18 protein-coding genes and 3 pseudogenes are annotated in these 18,583 nt (G+C 67.8%); 8 read left to right on the top strand and 13 right to left on the bottom strand.

Translation table 11 applies throughout. The annotated features are described in order from the left end of the window. Positions 1-67 precede the first annotated feature (67 nt). Positions 68-1,375, top strand: a complete 1,308-nt coding sequence (locus CF68_RS04860; RefSeq protein ID WP_035816421.1) for an SGNH/GDSL hydrolase family protein — start codon at positions 68-70, stop codon at positions 1,373-1,375. On the opposite strand, the gene CF68_RS04855 is transcribed toward CF68_RS04860, so the two are convergent. From CF68_RS04855 to CF68_RS04835, 5 genes are all read right to left on the bottom strand, one after another. Beyond that, positions 1,333-1,986, bottom strand: coding sequence for a glutathione S-transferase family protein (locus CF68_RS04855; RefSeq protein ID WP_035816420.1), 654 nt, complete (start codon positions 1,984-1,986; stop codon positions 1,333-1,335). The genes CF68_RS04860 and CF68_RS04855 overlap by 43 nt on opposite strands. A gap of 42 nt (positions 1,987-2,028) precedes the next feature. After that, entirely contained in the window at positions 2,029-2,985 is a 957-nt protein-coding gene (gene pip, locus CF68_RS04850; protein WP_035816418.1) for a prolyl aminopeptidase, read from the bottom strand. Positions 2,986-3,063: 78 nt separating this feature from the next. Continuing rightward, complete coding sequence (locus CF68_RS04845) at positions 3,064-3,549, bottom strand: MOSC domain-containing protein (protein WP_084187073.1); 486 nt, start codon at positions 3,547-3,549, stop codon at positions 3,064-3,066. A gap of 59 nt (positions 3,550-3,608) precedes the next feature. Further along, complete coding sequence (locus CF68_RS04840; protein WP_051591400.1) at positions 3,609-3,872, bottom strand: type II toxin-antitoxin system HicB family antitoxin; 264 nt, start codon at positions 3,870-3,872, stop codon at positions 3,609-3,611. A 65-nt stretch (positions 3,873-3,937) separates the two neighbouring features. After that, a complete protein-coding gene (locus CF68_RS04835; protein ID WP_035816416.1) occupies positions 3,938-4,825 on the bottom strand; it encodes a LysR substrate-binding domain-containing protein in 888 nt (295 codons plus the stop codon). A 144-nt stretch (positions 4,826-4,969) separates the two neighbouring features. Here CF68_RS04835 and CF68_RS04830 point away from each other — a divergent pair, with 144 nt between their 5' ends. Next, positions 4,970-5,368, top strand: coding sequence for a RidA family protein (locus CF68_RS04830; protein ID WP_035816415.1), 399 nt, complete (start codon positions 4,970-4,972; stop codon positions 5,366-5,368). Further along, positions 5,365-6,501, top strand: a complete 1,137-nt coding sequence (locus CF68_RS04825; protein ID WP_035816413.1) for an NADH:flavin oxidoreductase — start codon at positions 5,365-5,367, stop codon at positions 6,499-6,501. The genes CF68_RS04830 and CF68_RS04825 overlap by 4 nt, the downstream gene beginning before the upstream one ends. On the opposite strand, the gene CF68_RS04820 is transcribed toward CF68_RS04825, so the two are convergent. Genes CF68_RS04820 through CF68_RS04810 form a run of 3 tightly spaced genes read right to left on the bottom strand, consistent with a single transcriptional unit; the run spans position 6,488 to position 9,093 of the window. Further along, a complete protein-coding gene (locus tag CF68_RS04820; protein ID WP_035816411.1) occupies positions 6,488-6,910 on the bottom strand; it encodes a RidA family protein in 423 nt (140 codons plus the stop codon). The two genes, CF68_RS04825 and CF68_RS04820, sit on opposite strands and share 14 nt — an antisense overlap. Next, positions 6,900-8,045: a DSD1 family PLP-dependent enzyme gene (locus CF68_RS04815; protein WP_035816409.1), complete on the bottom strand. Its 1,146-nt coding sequence runs from the start codon at positions 8,043-8,045 to the stop codon at positions 6,900-6,902. Before CF68_RS04815 ends, CF68_RS04820 begins: the two co-directional genes overlap by 11 nt. A 43-nt stretch (positions 8,046-8,088) precedes the next feature. Then, positions 8,089-9,093, bottom strand: coding sequence for a tripartite tricarboxylate transporter substrate-binding protein (locus CF68_RS04810; RefSeq protein WP_035816407.1), 1,005 nt, complete (start codon positions 9,091-9,093; stop codon positions 8,089-8,091). Between the two features lie 114 nt (positions 9,094-9,207). Between CF68_RS04810 and CF68_RS04805 the strand changes: the two are divergent. Then, positions 9,208-9,606, top strand: a pseudogene (locus CF68_RS04805) (LysR substrate-binding domain-containing protein); the annotation flags it as partial. Between the two features lie 12 nt (positions 9,607-9,618). Here the strand turns inward: CF68_RS04805 and CF68_RS04800 are convergent. Further along, positions 9,619-10,617 carry an AraC family transcriptional regulator gene (locus CF68_RS04800; RefSeq protein ID WP_035816405.1) on the bottom strand — a complete coding sequence of 333 codons (999 nt, stop codon included), beginning with the start codon at positions 10,615-10,617 and terminating at the stop codon, positions 9,619-9,621. Between the two features lie 191 nt (positions 10,618-10,808). On the opposite strand from CF68_RS04800, the gene CF68_RS04795 reads away from it, so the two are divergent. From CF68_RS04795 to CF68_RS04785, 3 genes and pseudogenes are all read left to right on the top strand, one after another. Further along, the gene (locus CF68_RS04795; RefSeq protein WP_035816403.1) at positions 10,809-11,789 is read left to right on the top strand and encodes a quinone oxidoreductase; all 981 of its coding nucleotides are present in this window, start codon (positions 10,809-10,811) and stop codon (positions 11,787-11,789) included. A 25-nt stretch (positions 11,790-11,814) separates the two neighbouring features. Beyond that, entirely contained in the window at positions 11,815-12,663 is an 849-nt protein-coding gene (locus CF68_RS04790) for a TauD/TfdA family dioxygenase (RefSeq protein WP_035816401.1), read from the top strand. Positions 12,664-12,674: 11 nt separating this feature from the next. Beyond that, positions 12,675-14,313: pseudogene (locus tag CF68_RS04785) on the top strand (fatty acid--CoA ligase). A gap of 67 nt (positions 14,314-14,380) precedes the next feature. Here CF68_RS04785 and CF68_RS04780 read toward each other — a convergent pair. The 4 genes and pseudogenes from CF68_RS04780 to CF68_RS04765 form a co-directional block, all read right to left on the bottom strand. Beyond that, positions 14,381-15,355, bottom strand: a pseudogene (locus CF68_RS04780) (tripartite tricarboxylate transporter substrate binding protein). Between the two features lie 53 nt (positions 15,356-15,408). Next, a complete protein-coding gene (locus CF68_RS04775; protein ID WP_035816399.1) occupies positions 15,409-16,125 on the bottom strand; it encodes a DsbA family oxidoreductase in 717 nt (238 codons plus the stop codon). Next, on the bottom strand, positions 16,122-16,322 hold the full coding sequence (locus CF68_RS04770) for a DUF1289 domain-containing protein (protein ID WP_035816398.1): 201 nt from the start codon (positions 16,320-16,322) through the stop codon (positions 16,122-16,124). The genes CF68_RS04775 and CF68_RS04770 overlap by 4 nt, the downstream gene beginning before the upstream one ends. Before the next feature lie 54 nt (positions 16,323-16,376). After that, positions 16,377-17,435, bottom strand: a complete 1,059-nt coding sequence (locus CF68_RS04765; RefSeq protein WP_035816397.1) for a 3-keto-5-aminohexanoate cleavage protein — start codon at positions 17,433-17,435, stop codon at positions 16,377-16,379. A gap of 116 nt (positions 17,436-17,551) precedes the next feature. On the opposite strand from CF68_RS04765, the gene CF68_RS04760 reads away from it, so the two are divergent. Next, on the top strand, positions 17,552-18,553 hold the full coding sequence (locus tag CF68_RS04760) for an AraC family transcriptional regulator (protein ID WP_035816396.1): 1,002 nt from the start codon (positions 17,552-17,554) through the stop codon (positions 18,551-18,553). Positions 18,554-18,583: the final 30 nt, after the last annotated feature.

The following is an 18,583-nucleotide window of genomic DNA, read 5'->3' as shown; positions in this document are numbered from 1 at the left end:
TTTCTGGAATGGCCTACCTTTGGCGTCATCCCGGCACCAACGCCGGTCCACGAACCGAGGCAAACCCATGTTCCGCATTCCCCGCATCCTGCGCCGCCTGACTGCGCTGACGTTCTCCGCCACCATCGCCAGCGCTGCGGCACTGGCCAGCCCCTTGCAGGACCCGGCCTGGCTGACCAGCTGGATGGCAAGCCAGCAGCCGGTGTGGCAACCCGGCGCCCAACCGCTGCCGACCGGCGTGCCCACGGTGCTGTCACGCCAGACGCTGCGCCAGGTGGTGCGGCTCAGCGTGGGCGGCAAGCGCGTGCGCGTGGTGCTGTCCAACCCCTACGGCTCCCACCCGGTCGCGGTCGGCGCGTCGCAACTCGCGCGCCATGCCGGCGGCGGCAGTATCGATGCGGCGGGCAGCAGCGCGGTGACGTTCGGCGGCAGCGCGTCGGTGATCATCCCGGCTGGCCAGTCCGTGGCAAGCGATCCGGTCGCCATCGACGCCCCGGCACTGGGCGAACTGGCACTCAGCCTCTACCTGCCGCAACCCACCGCGATCGAGTCGTTCCATTGGGATGGCCGTCAGACCGCGTGGATCGAGGCCGGCAACGCGACCACGCAGGCCACGCTGCCTGCGCCGCAGTCGTTCAGCGCACGCATCCTGCTCAGCGAGGTGCAGGTCGATGCGCCCGGGCATGCCGGCGCCGTGGTGGCCATCGGCGATTCGATCACCGAGGGCAACGGCTCCACCCCCGACACCAACCGCCGCTGGCCGGACGTGCTGGCACAGCGTGCGGCCGGCAACGGCGTGGCTGTGCTCAATGCCGGCATCTCCGGCGGCCGGCTGCTGCGCGATGGCATGGGGGAGTCCGCGCTGGCGCGGCTGGATCGTGACGTACTGAGCCAGCCGCATGTGCGCACCGTGATCGTGGCGATCGGCATCAACGATATCGCCTGGCCGGGCTCCACCTTTGCACCGGGCGATGCGGTGCCGCGGGCCGCCGAGCTGATCGAGGGTTACCGCCGCCTGATCGCGCGCGCCCAAGCGCGCGGCGTGCGCGTGATCGGCGCCACCATCACGCCGTTTGCGGGGGCGCTGCGCGATACGCCGATCCGCGGCTATGACAGCCAGGGCAAGGAAGTGGTGCGGCTGGCGGTCAACGATTGGATCCGCAACGGCGGCGCATTTGATGCGGTGGTGGACTTCGACGCCGCGGTGCGCGATCCCGCGCGCCCGCAGGCGCTGCTGCCGGCGTTCGACAGCGGCGACCACCTGCATCCCGGCGACGCGGGCTATCGCGCCATGGCGGCGCGGATCGATGCGGCGCTGCCTGAGCTTGCCCGTCAGTCCCGGTCCGGCGCACCCGGTGGAAAGAGCGGGCGGTAAGGCCGCGCCTCGTCCACCGCGCGCGCGAACGATGGCCGCGCCAGCAGCCGGCTGCGATAAGCGCGCACATTGCCGCGCGCATCGGGGATGGGATGCACCCAGTCCGCATAGAACAGCGACGGCGCGGCAGCGCAATCGGCCAGCGTGAAGGCGCCGCCCGCAGCCCATTCCCGGCCGGCCAGCGTAGGCTCCAGCCAGGCATAGGCCGAGTCAAGCAGCTTGCGCGCCTCGGCCACGCCATAAGCATCGCGGTGCTCCGCCGGGCGCAGGTAGTCGGCCACGATGCGCTGCATCGGCGTCATCACGTACTGGTCGAAGAAGCGGGCGAGCATGCGCACTTCCAGCGCGGCATCGGGCGACTCCGGCAGCCAGCGCACGGGGCCGCGGTGATGCTGGTCCAGGTAGTCGATGATGATGCTCGATTCGAGCACCGTGCGGCTGCCGTCCACCAGCACCGGCATGCGCTTGAGCGGCCACAGCCTGGCGAGTTCGTTCATGTTCTGCGCGTGTTCTGGCGACAGCATCCTGAACTCGAAGGGAATGGCGTTCTCGTACAGCGCGACGAGAACCTTCTGGCAATAGGACGAAAACGGGTGGGCGTATAGCTCCATCGTGGTCTCCGGTGGTGATCTTCGGTGGTGGTCGGCGCGCGACTACTGCTGCGCCGCAAAGCGATCGGTCGCGGCAATCAACTGGTCCATGATGCCCGGCTCGGTCCAAGCATGGCCGGCGCCTTCGATCAGGTGGAAATCGGCCGTGGGCCACGCCTGGTGCAGCGCATAGGCATAGCGCACCGGGCACGGCATGTCATAGCGGCCGTGCACGATCACGCCGGGGATGTCGGCCAGCTTGTGCGCATCGCGCAGCAGTTGCCCGTCTTCCAGCCAGCAGCGGTGCGTGAAGTAGTGGTTCTCCAGCCGCGCGAACGCCAGCGCGAAGTGCCCGTCGTCATGCTTGGCGCTGTTGCCGGCGTCCGGCAGCAGCGTGATGGTCTCGCCTTCCCACACGCTCCATGCGCGCGCCGCTTCCACCTGCTTGTCCTGGTCGTCACCGGTCAGCAGCTTGCGGTACGCAGCCATCATGTTGCCGCGCTCGGCCTCGGGCACCGGCGCCTGGAAACGCGCCCACTTGTCGGGGAACATCTCGGACACGCCGTATTGGTAATACCAATCCAGCTCCGCCTGCGACACCGTGTAGATGCCACGCAGCACCAGCTCGCTGACGCGCTGCGGATGCTTCTGCGCATAGGCCAGCGCCAGCGTCGAGCCCCAAGAGCCGCCGAACACCAGCCAGCGCTCGACGCCGGCCAGATCGCGCAGACGCTCGATGTCGTCGACCAGGTGCCATGTGGTGTTGGCCTCCAGCCCGGCATGCGGCGTCGAACGCCCGCAGCCGCGCTGGTCGAACAGCAGCACGTCATAGCGCGCCGGATCGAACAGCCGCCGGTGGTCCGCGGAAATCCCGCCGCCCGGCCCGCCATGCAGGAACACCGCCGGCTTGGCACCGGGCGTGCCCACGCGCTCGTAGAAGATGACATGCCCGTCGCCGACATCCAGCGTGCCGGTTTCATAGGGCTCGATTTCGGGATAGAGGGTGCGCAAGGCGGGCATGGATATGGGTCTACGGAGATCAGGAGCCACAGTGTACGCCGGAGGGAATCGCCTTGCCGCAGGGGGCAGGCTGGAGCGCTATACGCGCTCTAGCACGCGATGCGGCGGAGGCGGCAGGCTGACCGAGATGGCATCGCCGGGACGCACCACGCCGCCAGTGACCACAACGCCCATGACACCAGCCTTGCGGACCAGCGTGCCGTCCTCGGCCCGCCCCAGCACCTGCGCCAGCAAACCCGGCCGGAACGCTTCGATCTGCCCGCAGGGGTTGCGCAGGCCGGTCAGCTCGACCATGGCGCTGGCGCCAAGCTGCAGCCGCGTACCGACGGGCAGCGCGTGCAGGTCCAGGCCTTGCGTGGTGATGTTCTCGCCCAGGTCGGCAGGCCCGATGTCGAAACCGGCGCGGTGCAGTTCGGCGTGGAGCTCCGTGCCGATCAGGTGGACCTGACGCAGGTTGGGCTGGGTAGGATCCACGCGCACCCGCGAGCGGTGCTTGACGGTCTGGCCGGCATGGGCGTCGCCTCCTATGCCCAGCCCTGCAAGCAGCCGGATCTCGTTGCGCAATTGCTTAGAGAAATCATGCGTTGCAGCGCAAGCAACGGCAAGGACAGTGGCCGGTGTGGTCAATCGATTCTCGCGCGCGACAGGTCGATATCAACCAGTAGCCAGACACCACCCTCGTACTGCCGGCTATCAACCCAGCGTTGCAGGTCGGACGGCGCGGGGATCGGTTCGCCATCGGCGAAGTGCGCTTCTACTGCCTCCTGGACTTTGGCAGGAATGTCCGACCAATCGTCGGCAGCGGAGAAGCAGCCCGGGAAATCGGGCAAGGTGATGCCGTGCGCGCGGGTCGCGTCACCGGGCTCGATATGGACGGGATATAGCATGGGCAATCACCTGGCGACATGCAAGCCTTGCTCAGAATTGTGTAACTCTACAATAGCCCCGGCCCTTAACCGGCGAACACCGCCTTCACCCAGTCCCTCAGCAACCGCGTAGCGGGACGCTCCGCGGCGCGCTCGCTGTAGACAAGGTCATAGCGGAAGCTCTCCAGCGACAGCCCGAACGGCTGCACCAGCACGCCCGAGGCCAGCTCTTCCGCGACCAGCGTCAGGCTGAGCAAGCCGACCCCCTGCCCCGCGATGGTGGCCTGCACGGCGTGGATCTCGTCGGTAAAGCTGAGGCCGGCCTGCGGATCGGTGACCTCGACGCCGGCGTGCGCCAGCCACTGGCGCCAGACCGGCGCGCGCTCGTCATCGCGTGCGCCGGCGCCCCACTCGAAGTGCACCAGCGTGGCGTGCTTCAGGTCCTGCATGCTGGCCAGTTTCAGGCCCGGGCTGCAGACCGGCGCAAACCGGTCGCAGAACAACGGCTCGACCACGAGGCCGGGATAGCTGCCGCTGCCGTAGCGGATGGCAGCGTCCGCATCGTGGTCCAGGTCGACGATCTGGTCCGACGCATCCAGGCGCAGCGTCCAGTCAGGGTAGGCCGCGCGGAACTGGCCGGCGCGCGGTGCCAGCCGCTTGGCCATGAAGGCAACCGTCGACGTCAGCGTGGCAACGTTGGCCTGTCCGCTGCGCTGCACCGCCAGCACGGCGCGCTCCATCCCGTCCAGGCCGTCCCGCACCGCGGGGAACAACTGATGCCCGGCAGGCGTCAGGCGCACCTTGCGGGTCTGGCGCTCGAACAGCTTCACGCCAAGGCTCTCTTCCAGCAACCGGATCTGGTGACTGACCGCCGTCGGCGTGACGTGCAGTTCGTCCGCCGCGTGCTTGAAGCTGGCGCGCCGGGCGGCGGCTTCGAAGGTGCGCAGGGCACCCAGGGGCGGCAGTTTGCGCAAGCTTCCTCCTTAGGTGAGATGCATTCATGTGTCGGCTGAAAATCGGCCATTTGTCGTGGCCTGATTCCGCTCCGATACTTGGCCTATCGGATGGCCACTCAGGCGATCAGATGAATTCTACTAAATCATCTACCGGAGTCAGCAATGCTACTGGAACAAGTGCACACCCAACCCGACCCCTATGCTCCCTATCTGCTTTCGCAAGCCATCCGGGCCGGCGGCTTCCTCTTTGTTTCAGGCCAGGCCGGGGTGGGCGACGATGGCGCCATCGTGGGCCGTGACGACTTCGATGCCCAGGCCGAGCAGGCGTTCAGCAACCTCAGGCGCGCGCTGCAGGCGGGCGGCTCGGGGCTGGACCGCGTGGTGAAGGTGACGATCTTCCTGACCTCGATGACACACTTCCCGAAGATCGTCGAACTGCGCCGCAAGTGGTTCTCTGCCCCCTATCCAGCCGACACCATCGTCGAGATCTCGGCGCTCTACTCGCCGGACGCGAAGATCGAGATCGAAGCCATCGCCCTGGCCGCAGAGGCTGCGCGATGACCACGCCCGCCGCGCCCTCGCTGTTCGATACGCTGGCGCTGAACGGCGTGCCGCTGCGCAACCGGCTCGCGGTGGCGCCGATGACGCGCATCAGCGCCACCGCCGCAGGCGTTCCCACCGAGGCCATGACACGCTACTACGCAGGCTTCGCCCGCGGCGGCTTTGGCCTCATCATCACGGAGGGCATCTATACCGACCGTGCCTACGCCCAGGGCTATGCGGGCCAGCCCGGTTTGACGGACGCGCAGCAAGTGGCCGCGTGGCGCCAGGTCGTTGCCGCGGTCCACCAGCAGGGCGGGCGCATCGTGGCGCAGCTGATGCACGCCGGTGCGCTGTCGCAAGCCAACCGCTTCCGCGACCACACGGTGGGGCCCTCGGCCGTGCAGCCCAAGGGCCAGCAGATGACCGTGTATGCCGGCAAGGGTCCATACCGGATCCCGCGCGCCATGGAAGAGGCAGACATCCTGCAGGCGATCGAAGGCTTTGCGCAGGCCGCCCGCCTGGCCCGTGACGCGGGTTTCGACGGCGTTGAAATCCACGGCGCCAATGGCTATCTGCTTGATCAGTTCCTGACGGGCCATACGAATCAACGCCAGGACGCCTGGGGCGGCAGCATCGCGCAGCGCATGCGCCTGCTGCTGGAAACCGTCCGTGCGGTGCGCGTTGCCGTGGGTGCGGGCTTCGCCGTCGGCGTGCGTATCTCGCAAGGCAAGGTGAACGATTTCGTCCACAAGTGGCCGGAAGGCGCAGAAGGCGCGACCGCCGTTTTCTCCGCGCTCGCGGCGAGCGCCGTGGACTACATCCACGTGACGGAGCACGAAGCATGGAAGCCCGCCTTCGCGGACGACGGCGCGACGCTGGTGCAGCTTGCACGCCGTGCCGCGCCCGGGCTCCCGATCATGGCCAACGGCAGCCTGCATGAGCCATCGCGCGCGGCCGGCCTGCTGGACGATGGCGCGACGCTGGTCGCGCTCGGACGCGGCGCCCTTGCGAATCCGGACTGGCCGGTGCTGGTGCGCGAGGAACGGCCGGTACGGCCATTCGATGCGGCCGTTCTCGCGCCGCTGGGCAATATCAAGGACGTCGAGCTGGCGCTGCGCGAAGCACGCCGCCCGGCGGTCACGCCAGGCTGACGGTCGCAACCGCCACGGCCTCCACCTCGACCTTCAGCCCGAAATGCAGCGGGCCGGTGGGCACCACGGCCCTGGCCGGCCGGGCCTCGCCGGCCCATGCGGCATAGATCGCGTTGAAGGCGGGCCAGTTGTCCATCGTGTCCACGTAGACGCGCACCTGTACCAGCGCCGCGATGCTGCTGCCGGCGGCAAGCAGTGCGGCCTCGACGTTGGCCAGCGCCTGCTGCGCCTGCGCGGCCAACGAAGCGTCGACCAGCTTGCGTCCGTCCGGTGCAATCGGCAACTGGCCGGAAATAAAGACCAGGCCGCCGGCGACCGTGGCATGGCTGTAGTGGCCGCCTGGTGCGGCGAGCGAAGCGGGACTGACCGCGCGTACCGCGCCGTGTTCATCGTTGTGCTTACCAGCCATGCAGACGGCTCCATTCGGTGGCCGCGCCATCCTCGGCAATGGCGTGGTAGGTGGGAAACTGCGCCCCGGTGGCGCAGGCGTGATTGGGCAGGATGCGCAGCATCGTCCCGACGGGCAAGCGTGCGGCGATATCCGGATCAGGCGTGCCTTCGCGCGAGAGGATGCCATGCTCCTGGTTGGCGCCGCTGAGGACGTAGCCGGGCATGACGGTGCCGTCGATGGCGCAGGCCTGGCCGTAGCCGAAGTCGTGTTTCTGCTTCTGCGTGCCGCGGTCGCGGCTCATGGCCATCCAGCCGGCATCGACGATGGCCCAGCCCTTTTCCGGCTGGTGCCCGATCACGGTGGTCAGCACGCTCAACGCCACCTCGTCTTCGGTACAGACGCCGACATTGCGCATGACCAGGTCGAAGAACACATACACTTCCGCGCGCACCTCGGTCACGCCCTCCAGGCTGGCTGCCGATAGCGCAGTGGGGGTCGAGCCCACGCTGACCTCCGGGCACGGCAGGCCCGCCTCACGCAGGCGCGTGGCGGCGCGCACGCAGCCGGCACGCTCTTGCTCGGCCATGGCCGCAAGCGCCGCGGGCGTGTCCAGGTCATAGCCGGAGCCGGCGTGCGTCATCACCCCGCCCAGGCGCACATCGCCATCATGCAGGACGCGCGCCACGTCGATCAGCGCGGGGGCGTCGGGGTGGATGCCGGAGCGGTGGCCATCGGTATCGATTTCGATCCAGACCTCGAAGGCCTCGCGGTGTGCGTTGCAGAAGGCGACGATGGCGCGCGCGGACTCCACGCTGTCGGTCACGATCTTGAGGTCGCAGCCGCGGCGGCGCAGCGCCAGCGCCTGGGGCAGCTTGCTCGCCACCATGCCCACGCCGTAGAGGATGTCGGTGATGCCGGCGTCGAAGAAGTGCGCGGCCTCCTTCAGCGTGGAGACGGTGATGCCGCTTGCGCCCGCATCGATCTGCGCCCGCACGACCGGCGTGCACTTGCTGGTTTTGGCATGCGGGCGGAAGCGCACGCCGAGCGCATCCATGCGCGCCTGCATGCGGTGGATATTGCGCAGCATGCGCGGGGTGTCGATCACTGCCGCAGGCGTTTCCAGGCTGCGCAGCGTGGCGGAGGAATCAGGCATGTTGTCGTTGGTGATGGTTGGTTCAGGAGGGCCGTGGCCCGGTTCAGTCGGCAAACTGGCCCTTGGCCTTCAGGGCTGGCACGTCGTCGCGCAGGCCGCGCGAGATCAGGCCGGAGACCACGCCCGGGCCCATCGCGCCGGCGGCAGGCAAGTCAACCCCGACCGCCTGCATCTGGCGGCGCAACTGGGGATCGGCCGCGGCGGCGGCCATGGCGGCGTTGAGCCGGGTGACGACGGCATCCGGCGTGCCTTTGGGCACGAACAGCGCATTCCATGAGCGCAGGTCAAGCGGATAGCCCGACTCCCTGGCCGTGGCGACCGCTGGCAATGGCTTCAGGCGCTCGCCTGACAGCACCGCCAGCGCCTTGATCTTTCCGCCAGCCAGCTGCGGCAGCGCCGTGGTGGTCTGGTCGCACATGAAGTCGACCTGGCCGCCCATCAGGTCGCTCATGGCGGGCGCCACGCCGCGGTAAGGCACATGCGTGACCTTCTGCTTCATCGCCGCCAGCAGCATCACGCAGCCGTAGTGCGAGACCGAGCCCACGCCCGCGCTGCCGTACGAAGCCTGGTCGCCGCGGCGGGCCAGCCAGGCGCTGAACTCCTGCAGGTTGTTGGCCGGCAGATCGGCACGAGCGATCAGCAGGAGCGGCGCCGAACCCGCCAGGCCGATGGGGCGGAAGTCCGCCACCGGGTCATAGGGCAGATTCTTGTACAAGGCGACGTTGGCCACATGCGTGCCGATAGTGCCCAGGCCCAGCGTATAGCCGTTGGGCTCGGCCCTAGCCACCTTGCCCAGGCCGACGGTGCCGCCGGCGCCGGAGAGGTTCTCGATCACCACTTGCTGGCCGAGTTCGTCGCCCATCTGCCTGGCGAAGCCGCGCGCCAGCGCGTCACTGGGCCCGCCTGCGGGGAATGGCACCACCAGGGTGATCGGCCGTGCCGGGAAGGCCTGGCCCTGTGCCATCGCGTGCGTGGCCATGGCCAGCGCCGCGGCGGCGGCCAGCCGGCGCAGCAGGCGCGGGGAAATTGCAGAAGGCTTGCAGGTCATGGCGAAGCTCCTCAGCGCGTGCCGGCATGGAAGGACCGCAACCATGGCAGTGCCGGCGCCAGCGTCGAAGACTCGGCCTCAGGCGCAGGCGCGCCGCTGGGCAGGGCCAGGCCGATCGAGCATGCCTGCATCTGCATCCGCGAGAATGACGAGGACGTAACGCTTTGGCGCTTGCGCCGGGCCGGCCCCGGGCGGCGTGCGTCGGCGCGCGAGAGCGTGCGCGTGGTGCCGGCCTACACCAGCAATGACGGCAGCGTGGCGCGGGCCTGGGCGGAACAGGGGCTGGGACTGGTGCTGCGCTCGGAATGGGACGCCGCCGACGCGGTGGCGCGCAGTGCGCTGGTGCGCGTGCTGGCAGACTGGGAGTTCGACAGCGCACCGGTGACGCTGCTGGTTCCTACGCGACGGGGTCGCACGGCCCGCGTGCAGGCGCTGATGCAGTTCCTGGAAGAGGCACTGGGAAGCGGCAAGCGGGACCAGGTGCCGGCACGCCGGGCCCGTCCGCCAGGCTGACGCCTTATCCCGCTACCCTCCTGCGTGATCCCTGCGCCAGCTGGCCGGCGCCATCCCGAACTGCGCCGAAAACCACCGGGTAAACGAACTGGCCGACCCATACCCTAGCAACTGCGACACCCGCAGCAGCGAATAGCGCGGATTCTCCACGTACCGTCGCGCCAGTTCGCGCCGCACGTCGTTCAGGATGTCAGTAAAGGTCTCGCCCGCGTCGTCGAGCTGGCGCTGCATGGTGCGCAGGCTCAGGCCCAGGCCCTCCGCCACGGCCTCACAGGTGGCGCGGCCCATCGGCAGCATCAGGTAGATGGCAGCGCGCACTTCATGGCCGATGGACTGCGGGTTGGCGCGCGGCAGCGTGTCGATGAACTGCTGCGCATAGCGCGCCATGACCGGGTCCGCCGTCGGGTTCGGCGCGTCGAGGTCGGCCGCGCGGCAGATGATGCCGTTGCAGTCCGCGTTGAATTCCAGCGGGCAACCGAACAGGCGGCGATGGATGCGCAGGTCGGCCGGCGGCGCATGCGTGAAGCTCACGCCGATCGGCTGCCAGCGCGGGCCCAGCAGCAGCGCGCACATGCGGAAGACGACGCCGATGGCCAGCTCGGTGGCCTGCCGCGAGGGCGCGTCGCTAAGCACTTCCTGCCGGATGACCACGGCGCTGCCGGCATCCTCGAGCAACAGCGCGACCGAGTCATTGACCAGGTGCCGGTAGCGGATGGTGGTGGCCAACGCGGCACGCAGCGTGGGTTGCTGGCTGATCAGCAGGCTCATCACGCCAAAATCCGACAGCTGGCGCGACTCCGCCATGCGCAGCCCGAAGGTCGGGCAGGCCGAGGCCTGCGCTGCGGCTTCCAGCAGCGCCACGCAGGCGCTGACCGGGACGCGCTGGTCGGGATCGTCCAGCCAGGTCCGCCGCAGCCGCGCCTGGCGCAGCAACGGCTGCGGATCCAGGCCCAGGTCGCGCGAAACCTCGACGAAGTTGGTCAGTGCGGCAGCACGTATCAGGGTTGCCAAGCCAGCGTTGCCTTGCGATGAGATGTCAGTTGGTGGGCGCAGTCTGCCCGCTGCAGCAGCGATCATAGGGCCGCGTGGCATGAAATGCAAAGTCATCGGTAGCCAATGCAAAGCCGGCCGGGGCGGCAATCTCTACAGTTCCCTGCATCTGCAGCATGTTCTGCACCAATCAGACTCCAGGAGACAAGACCATGGCAAACGTTGTCCGCATGTACGAGACCGGCGGCCCCGAAGTGCTGCGCTATGAACACATGGAAGTGGGCGAGCCGGGCCCGGGACAGGTCCGCATCCGCCACGTGGCAGTGGGACTGAACTACGCCGACACCTACTTCCGCAATGGCACCTATCCCGTTCCGCTGCCCAGCGGCATGGGCGTGGAAGCCGCCGGCGTGGTGGTATCCGTCGGCCCGGGCGTGACCAACGTGGCGGCAGGCGACCGCGTCACCTACACCGGCTTCGTCAACACGCTGGGCGCCTACAGCACCGAGCGCCTGGTGCCGGCCGCGCCGCTGATCCGCCTGCCGGAGAGCATCGCCTTTGAAACCGCCGCGGCCATGACCATGCGCGGGCTGACCTCGGCCTACCTGATGCGCCGCATCTATCCGTTCAGCCAGGGCGACACCATCCTGCTGCACGCCGCGGCGGGCGGGGTCGGGCTGATCGTGTCGCAGTGGGCCAAGCTGCTGGGCCTGACCGTGATCGGCACGGTGTCCACCGAAGCCAAGGCCGAAGTGGCGCGCGCGCATGGCTGCGACCACATCATCCAGTACACCCGCGAAGACGTGGCCAAGCGCGTGCGCGAGCTGACCGATGGCGTGGGGGTCTCGGTGGTGTTCGACAGCGTCGGCAAGACCACCTTCATGGCATCGCTGGATTCGCTCAAGCGGCGCGGCACCATGGTGTGCGTGGGCACCGCGTCGGGCCCGATTCCGCCGTTCGACCCGGTGCTGCTGGCGATGAAGGGATCGCTGTTCCTGACACGCCCGGCGCTGGCAGACTACATCGCCGACCCCGCGGAGAAGCAGGCGCTGGCGGGCGAACTGTTCGACCACGTGGGCGCGGGCCGCATCCGCATCGGCATCAACCAGCGCTATGCGCTGGAAGACGCGGTCCAGGCGCACCAGGACCTGGAGGCGCGCCGCACCACCGGTTCGTCGATCTTCGTCATCTGAGAACAAAAACAGAGGAGACAACACCATGCATGCAGAACCCCTGACCTGCACCATCGGCGCCGAACTGAGCGGCGTCAGCCTGGCCGATGCATCACGCGATGCCGGCCTGTTCGCCGAAATCAAGGCGCTGTTGCTGCAGCACAAGGTGCTGTTCCTGCGCGACCAGGACATCACCCGCGCCGAACACGTTGCCTTTGCGCGCCGCTTCGGCGAACTGGAAGACCACCCGGTGGTAGGCAGCGACCCGGAACACCCGGGCCTGGTGCAGATCTACAAGTCGCCCGACAGCAAGGTCGAGCACTACGAGAACTCCTTCCATTGCGACGCCACCTGGCGCCAGGCGCCGCCGATGGGCTGCGTGCTGCGCTGCGTGGAAACGCCGGCAGTGGGCGGCGACACCATCTGGGTGAACATGGGCGAGGCGTACCGGCGCCTGCCGCAGGACATCAAGGCCCGCATCGAAGGCCTGCGCGCCAAGCACAGCATCGAACACACCTTCGGCGCCAATATGCCGCCGGAGAAGCGTGCCGCGCTGGCCGCGCAGTTCCCGATGGTGGAGCATCCCGTGGTGCGCATTCACCCGGAGACGGGCGAGCAGGTCCTGTTCGTCAACGCCTTCACCTCGCACTTTGCCAACTACCACCGCGACGATGTGGTCCGTTTCGGCAAGGATTTCATGCCCGGCGCAGGCGATCTGCTGCACTATCTGTGCGCGCAGGCGGAGATTCCGGAGTACCAGGTGCGCTGGCGCTGGAAGAAGAACAGCGTGGCGATCTGGGACAACCGCTGCACCCAGCATTACGCGGTGCAGGACTATGCGCCCACGGTGCGCAAGATGGAGCGCGCCGGCATCATCGGCGACGTGCCGTTCTGAAGGCGGCAGACATGCAACCAAACCTTGTGTCTGCGGCCCCGCAGGCTTACGCCTATCCCTTGCTCGTCAAGCAACTGCTGCTCAATTCGATGTCGCTCTACGGCGACCAGCCGATCACGTACCGCGGGCAACTGCGCCATAGCTATCGCGAATTCCGCCAGCGCGTCGGCCGGCTGGCTTCCGCGCTGGCCGCGCAGGGGGTGGCGCACGGCACCACCGTGGCGGTGATGGACTGGGACAGCCACCGCTACCTGGAATGCTATTTCGGCGTGCCGATGATGGGCGCGACGCTGTTCACGGTCAACGTGCGGCTGTCGGCGCAGCAGATCCTGTACACGCTGAACGATTCCGGCGCCGAGGTGGTGCTGCTCCATCCGGACTTCCTGCCGGTGATGGAAGAGATCCGCGGCCAGCTGACGAGCGTGCGCAGCTTTGTCCTGCTGGCAGACGGCCAGCTGGTGCCGCCGACATCGCTGCCCTTCTGCGGCGAGTACGAGACGCTGCTGCGCGCGGCCTCGCCCGACTTCGACTTCCCCGAGTTCGACGAGAATACCCGCGCCGCCACCTTCTATACGACGGGCACCACCGGCGATCCCAAGGGCGTGTGCTACAGCCATCGCGACATCGTGCTGCATGCGCTGGCCTCGGCCACCAGCCTGTGCTCGCCGCGCGAAGGACAGCGCCTGCACCGCGAAGACGTCTACATGCCGATCACGCCGATGTTCCACGTGCTGGCCTGGGGCATCCCGTATGTCGCGGTCATGCTCGGGCTGCGCATCGTGCTGCCGGGGCGCTATGCGCCGGACATGCTGCTGCAGCTGCGTGAGACCGAGCGGGTCACGTTCTCGCACTGCGTGCCGACCTTGCTGCAGATGCTGTTGCAGGCGGCGCAGGCAAGCGGCCAGGACTTGTCGGGCTGGAAGCTCATCATCGGCGGCTCGGCGCTGCCGCCGGCGTTGTGCGAGGCTGCCCTCGAGCGCGGCATGGATGTGTTTGCCGGCTATGGCATGTCGGAGACCGGCCCCATCGTCGCGCTGGCCCAGTTGCCGCCAGGCGACGCGCGTCGCGACCATGAGACCGAAGTGCGCATGCGCTGGCCGGCCGGTGGCGATGGTGGACTTCCGCCTGGTGGATGAATCGATGCACGACGTGCCGCGCGACGGCCGGGCGCGCGGCGAGATCGTGCTGCGCGCGCCGTTCCTGACCAAGGCATACCACGGCAAGCCCGAGGCATTGGCCGAGCTGTGGGCCGGCGGCTACCTGCATACGCAGGACATCGCGGTAATGGGCGACGACGGCTTCGTGCAGATCGTCGACCGGATCAAGGACGTGATCAAGACCGGCGGCGAATGGGTCTCGTCGATCGAGGTCGAGAGCCTGGTCACGCAGGTGCCGGGCGTGCAGGAGTGCGCGGTCATCGGCGTGCCGGATGCCCGGTGGGGCGAGCGGCCGATGGCATTCGTGGTGCGCCAGCCTGGCACAACGGTGACCGCGGATGCGATTCGTGCGTCGCTGCTGGCGCGCGTCGAGGCCAACCGGCTCAGCAAGTATGCGGTGCCGGAATCTGAGCGGATCCTGTTTGTCGACGAGATCCCGAAGACCAGCGTCGGCAAGATCGACAAGAAGCGCTTGCGCAGCACCGGCGCCTGAGCCGCCAGCAAGAAGAAGAAAGGGCAGCCTCGGATGAGGCTGCCCTTTTGCATTGCCGGGAACTGACTCAGGGCTGGATATTGAACGCCTTGACGATGCTGGCATTGCGCTCGAACTCCACGCGCACTGATTCGGCCAGTTGCGGCAGGGGCTGCGCCGGCAGCGGCTCATAGCCGAGCGCCTCCATGCGGTCACGTACCTTGGCGGAAGCCGCGGCCTTGTAGGCAGCCGCGTGGATCTTCTCGGCCAGCTCTGGCGACAGCTTCGACGACGCAATCACGCCCACCCAGTTGCTGAACTCCATGTCGGGGTAACCCATTTCCGCAAAAGTTGGAACCTGCGGCAGCAGCGCCGAGCGGCTCTTCGACGCCACGGCATAGACCTGCACCTTGCCGGCACGGATCATCGGCAGCGAGGTCACCATGCCGTCGTACATCACCGCGATCTGATTGCCCATCACCTGCGTCAGCGCCGGCGCGGAACCGGCAAAGGGCACATGCTGCAAGTCCAGCCCGGCCTTCTGGTTCATGATCATGCCGGCGTAGTGCGAAGCGGTGCCGGCGCTGTACGAGGAAAAGCTGAGCTTGCCCGGATTGGCCCGGGCGTAGCTGACCAGGCCCTTCAGGTCCTTGGCCGGCAGGCCAGGCGCGCCGATCATCACCATGCGCGAACGCGCCACGGCGGCGACGGGCCTGACGTCTTTCAGCGTGTCGAACGGCTGCTTGAGCACATGCGGGATCTCGGTCAGCACATTGCTGGCGGTGACCATGATGGTCTGGCCATCAGCGGGCGCGGCCAGCATGGTGGTGATGGCAATGCCACCGCCGGCGCCCGGCTTGTTGTCGACCACCACGGGGTGGCCAAGGTCCGCCGACAGCTAGTCTGCCAGCAGGCGGGCGAGCACGTCCATGGTGCCGCCCGCGGGAGCGGGCACCAGCATCCGGACCGGCTTGCTGGTCCAGGCCATAGCAGCGGGGGCCGCCAGCGCCAGGCCGGCCGCCACGGCGGCGATGCGCAGCAGGAATGAAGGGTGGGTGGGCATGTTGTCTCCGTTATGTAGTATGGATCTTCTGTCCAGCATTGCCCGGCGCGGCGTCACCGGGCGGTGAGCGCGATGCCAGGCGGGGGTGGGGAAACGGGAGACGCGCGGGCCAGCGCCCGAAGCATTGCCTCCAGCAAGGCACGCGGCGGCCTGGCGCCGGCGATCCGCGTCGCACCGTTGATCACGAAGCGCGGCACGCCCAGGCCGGGACTGGGTAGCGGCACCTCGTCGCCATGCAGCGGCGGCAGCCACGCCAGGTCCTGCGCAGTCGCTGGCGCCGCCGCTTGCGGCATCGGCATGCCACAGGCGATCGCTGCCGCGTGCAGCACGCGCGGATCGCCGAGATCCTCACCGCGCAGGAAGTACCCGTCAAACAACCGGTCGATCAGCGCGGACGCGGCCGCTTCGCCACCAGCCTGGCGCGCATACCGGATCAGGCGATGCGCAAGCACGGTGTTGGGCAGCACTTCGATGCGCTCGGGTTCCAGCGTGATGCCGGCCTCGCGCGCCGCGGCGCATACCTGCGCCTGCCGCAGCGCCACGGCTTCGGCGCTGCCAAGCCGCGCCAGGCTGAACTTGCGATAAGGGATGCCGGCCGGCGGCAGCGTCGGAAACAGGAGAGAGCTGCACCATTCGACCGTGACGGCTACATCGGGCCGTTCCTGGGCCAACTGGGCCAGCGCTGTTTCAAGATGGCGCTTGCCGATCATGCACCAGGGGCAGACCAGGTCGAACCCGACCTGGATGAAGAGGGAGGCGGGCCGGTTCATGGCAGAACGCCCGTAGCGGCACGCTGCCCGCGGCGGGCCGGCGCCGCCGCCAGCACTTGCGCGCATTCGGCCTCGCTCATCTGCGCCCAGCGCCCGATTTCCAGCCGTGTCCTGGCGCAGCCTTGGCAATAGCGGTTGGCGAGGTCCATGCGGCAGATGTTGATGCAGGGATTGATAAGGGCGTCAGGGTGATGCATCACGGACTCCGGTAGTGCATAGGGCCGGCAGGTATGCCGGCCCTGTGGCCAGCGTCAGGCCGCCGCGCGCAGCGGCAGGTTCTTCTGTCCCGTCTTGCGGTTGGGCGCCATGCCATTGGCTTCCAGCGTGGCGTCGACGCTGTTGTACCAGGTGCCGATGCGGTAGATCTCGCGGGCTTCCTTGCCCGATGCGATCTCGCGGCCCAGTTCATGCGCCACGCGCACGCACTGCTCGATCTGCTGCACCGAGGTCATGCGCTTGCCATGCTGGTCGATGATGGTGTCTTCGATGCCGCAGCGCGGGTGCAGGCCCATCGACATCGCCATCATGTTGAACGGCAGCACGTTCTTCAGCAGCGACTCGGCGGTCAGCGTGCAGCCGTCCGGCGCGCGGTGTACGAAGTTGAAGAAGTTGAACGGGTTGGGGCCATCAAAGCCGCCGCCGATGCCGATCCAGGTCAGGTTCAGCGGGCCGGTGTAGACGCCGGCGCGCAGCAGCCGCTCCAGCGTTTCCAGCGCGTGGATGCCGGTCAGCTGGAAATGCGGCTGGATACCCGAGGCCTGCAGCCGGCGCAGGTGCTCTTCCACCCAGCCCGGACCGGCCGGCACGGTCATCTCGCGATAGGCGGCCTGATAGGCCGGGTGTTCCAGCGAGGTGCCCTTCAGGTATTCCGGATAGAGCAACTCCATGATGTTCATCTGCGTGGTGTTGATCGCCACGGTCACCTGGTCGGGCTTGGGCTCCAGCTCCGCCAGCATGTGGCGGGTGTCGTCGGACAGCCACTTGGCCGCCTGGCCGTCGTCTTCCGGCGCAAACGAGATCGAGCCGCCGACCTGGATGATCATGTCCGGCACTGCGGCGCGCACGCCGGCGATCAGCTCGTTGAACTTGGACAGGCGCTTGGAGCCCTTGCCGTCGAGTTCGCGCACATGCAGGTGCAGCACCGTGGCGCCGGCGTTGTAGCAATCCACGGCCTTCTGGACCTGTTCTTCCATGGTGACGGGGATGTCCTCGGGGAAGTCCTGCGGCATCCACTCCGGGCCATACGGGGCCACGGTGATCACCACCTTGTCCATGTTTTCGGGGTGCAGGGAATCGTCAAGGAATTGCATGGATGGCTCCGGTTGGTTAGTGGTTGGAGTATCGGTGAACGACTGGCCGCAATTTGACGATCCGGGACATCCGATTTACATTTCGGGGCACTCAGGGAAAGCACGGAATCCGCCCCATGTCCTACTATCTGCGCAGTGCCAGCCTGACCAACTACGTGGAAGTCGCACGTTCGCTGGGGCTGGATCCATACCAGCAGCTGAGGACGGCAAAGATCAACCGCTCGGTACTGCTCGATCCGGATATCCGCATCCCCGCGGCGTCGGTGGGCCGCTTGCTGGATGCGTCGGCACACGCCGCCGGGGTAGATGATTTCGGCTTGCGCATGGCCGAGCTGCGCGAGTTCTCGAACCTCGGCCCGCTCGCCTTCGTGGTGCGTGAAGAGCCCACGTTGCGTCGCGCGCTGGAGTCGATGGTGCGCTACATGGGTCTGCAGAACGAGTCGCTGTCGATGCGCATCGAAGACAGCGATGAACTGGTGATGATCCGGCTGCAGGTGCTCACCGAAGCGCCCGGCACCTTGCGGCAGGCCGCCGACCTGGCGGTCGGCGTGGTGTTCCGGATGCTGAGGCTGTTCCTGGGGCAGTCCTGGCGGCCGCGCAGCATCTGCTTCACCCATCCGGCACCGGCCAGCGCGGCCACGTTTTCACGCGTGTTCGGCATGCCCTGCACCTTCAACCAGGATTTCGACGGCATCGTCTGCCTGGCCTCGGACCTGGAAGCGCCGTTGCCGTCGTATGACCCGGTGATGGCGCAGCAGGTGAAGCACTATCTCGGCACGCTGCTGGCGCAGTCGACCGCGGCGAGCATGTCGGACATGGTGCGCAAGCTGGTCTACGCGCTGCTGCCCACCGGACTGTGCTCGGTCGAACGCGTGGCCCAGCACCTGAGCGTCGACCGGCGCACCGTACATCGTCGGCTCGGGCAGGAACATACGACCTACTCCGACATCCTTGCCGAGGCCCGTGCCGACCTGGTGATCCGCTACCTGGAGAACCGCGAGCGTCCGCTGTCGGAAGTGGCCGCGCTGCTGGGGTTTTCGTCGCTGAGCGCGTTCTCGCGCTGGTTCAGCGGCCGCTTCGGGCGCAGTGTGTCGGCATGGCGTGGGCAGTTGGGGTAAGTGCCTTCGATAACCGGCTTTTGAACGATC

Source organism: Cupriavidus sp. SK-4 (assembly GCF_000611125.1).
Classification (GTDB): domain Bacteria; phylum Pseudomonadota; class Gammaproteobacteria; order Burkholderiales; family Burkholderiaceae; genus Cupriavidus; species Cupriavidus necator.
Note: the sequence above shows the minus strand (reverse complement) of the source record. Positions and strands in the feature narration are given on the sequence as shown.

Bases quoted from the DNA above. Each gene is read 5' to 3' on its own strand.
- CF68_RS04825 (WP_035816413.1), top strand. From the start codon at position 5,365: ATGACCACGCCCGCCGCGCCCTCGCTGTTCGATACGCTGGCGCTGAAC.
- CF68_RS04830 (WP_035816415.1), top strand. From the start codon at position 4,970: ATGCTACTGGAACAAGTGCACACCCAACCCGACCCCTATGCTCCCTAT.
- CF68_RS04840 (WP_051591400.1), bottom strand. From the start codon at position 3,872: ATGCTATATCCCGTCCATATCGAGCCCGGTGACGCGACCCGCGCGCAC.
- CF68_RS04760 (WP_035816396.1), top strand. From the start codon at position 17,552: ATGTCCTACTATCTGCGCAGTGCCAGCCTGACCAACTACGTGGAAGTC.
- CF68_RS04855 (WP_035816420.1), bottom strand. From the start codon at position 1,986: ATGGAGCTATACGCCCACCCGTTTTCGTCCTATTGCCAGAAGGTTCTC.
- CF68_RS04775 (WP_035816399.1), bottom strand. From the start codon at position 16,125: ATGAACCGGCCCGCCTCCCTCTTCATCCAGGTCGGGTTCGACCTGGTC.
- pip (WP_035816418.1), bottom strand. From the start codon at position 2,985: ATGCCCGCCTTGCGCACCCTCTATCCCGAAATCGAGCCCTATGAAACC.
- CF68_RS04795 (WP_035816403.1), top strand. From the start codon at position 10,809: ATGGCAAACGTTGTCCGCATGTACGAGACCGGCGGCCCCGAAGTGCTG.
- CF68_RS04790 (WP_035816401.1), top strand. From the start codon at position 11,815: ATGCATGCAGAACCCCTGACCTGCACCATCGGCGCCGAACTGAGCGGC.
- CF68_RS04770 (WP_035816398.1), bottom strand. From the start codon at position 16,322: ATGCATCACCCTGACGCCCTTATCAATCCCTGCATCAACATCTGCCGC.
- CF68_RS04860 (WP_035816421.1), top strand. From the start codon at position 68: ATGTTCCGCATTCCCCGCATCCTGCGCCGCCTGACTGCGCTGACGTTC.
- CF68_RS04815 (WP_035816409.1), bottom strand. From the start codon at position 8,045: ATGCCTGATTCCTCCGCCACGCTGCGCAGCCTGGAAACGCCTGCGGCA.
- CF68_RS04820 (WP_035816411.1), bottom strand. From the start codon at position 6,910: ATGGCTGGTAAGCACAACGATGAACACGGCGCGGTACGCGCGGTCAGT.
- CF68_RS04810 (WP_035816407.1), bottom strand. From the start codon at position 9,093: ATGACCTGCAAGCCTTCTGCAATTTCCCCGCGCCTGCTGCGCCGGCTG.
- CF68_RS04765 (WP_035816397.1), bottom strand. From the start codon at position 17,435: ATGCAATTCCTTGACGATTCCCTGCACCCCGAAAACATGGACAAGGTG.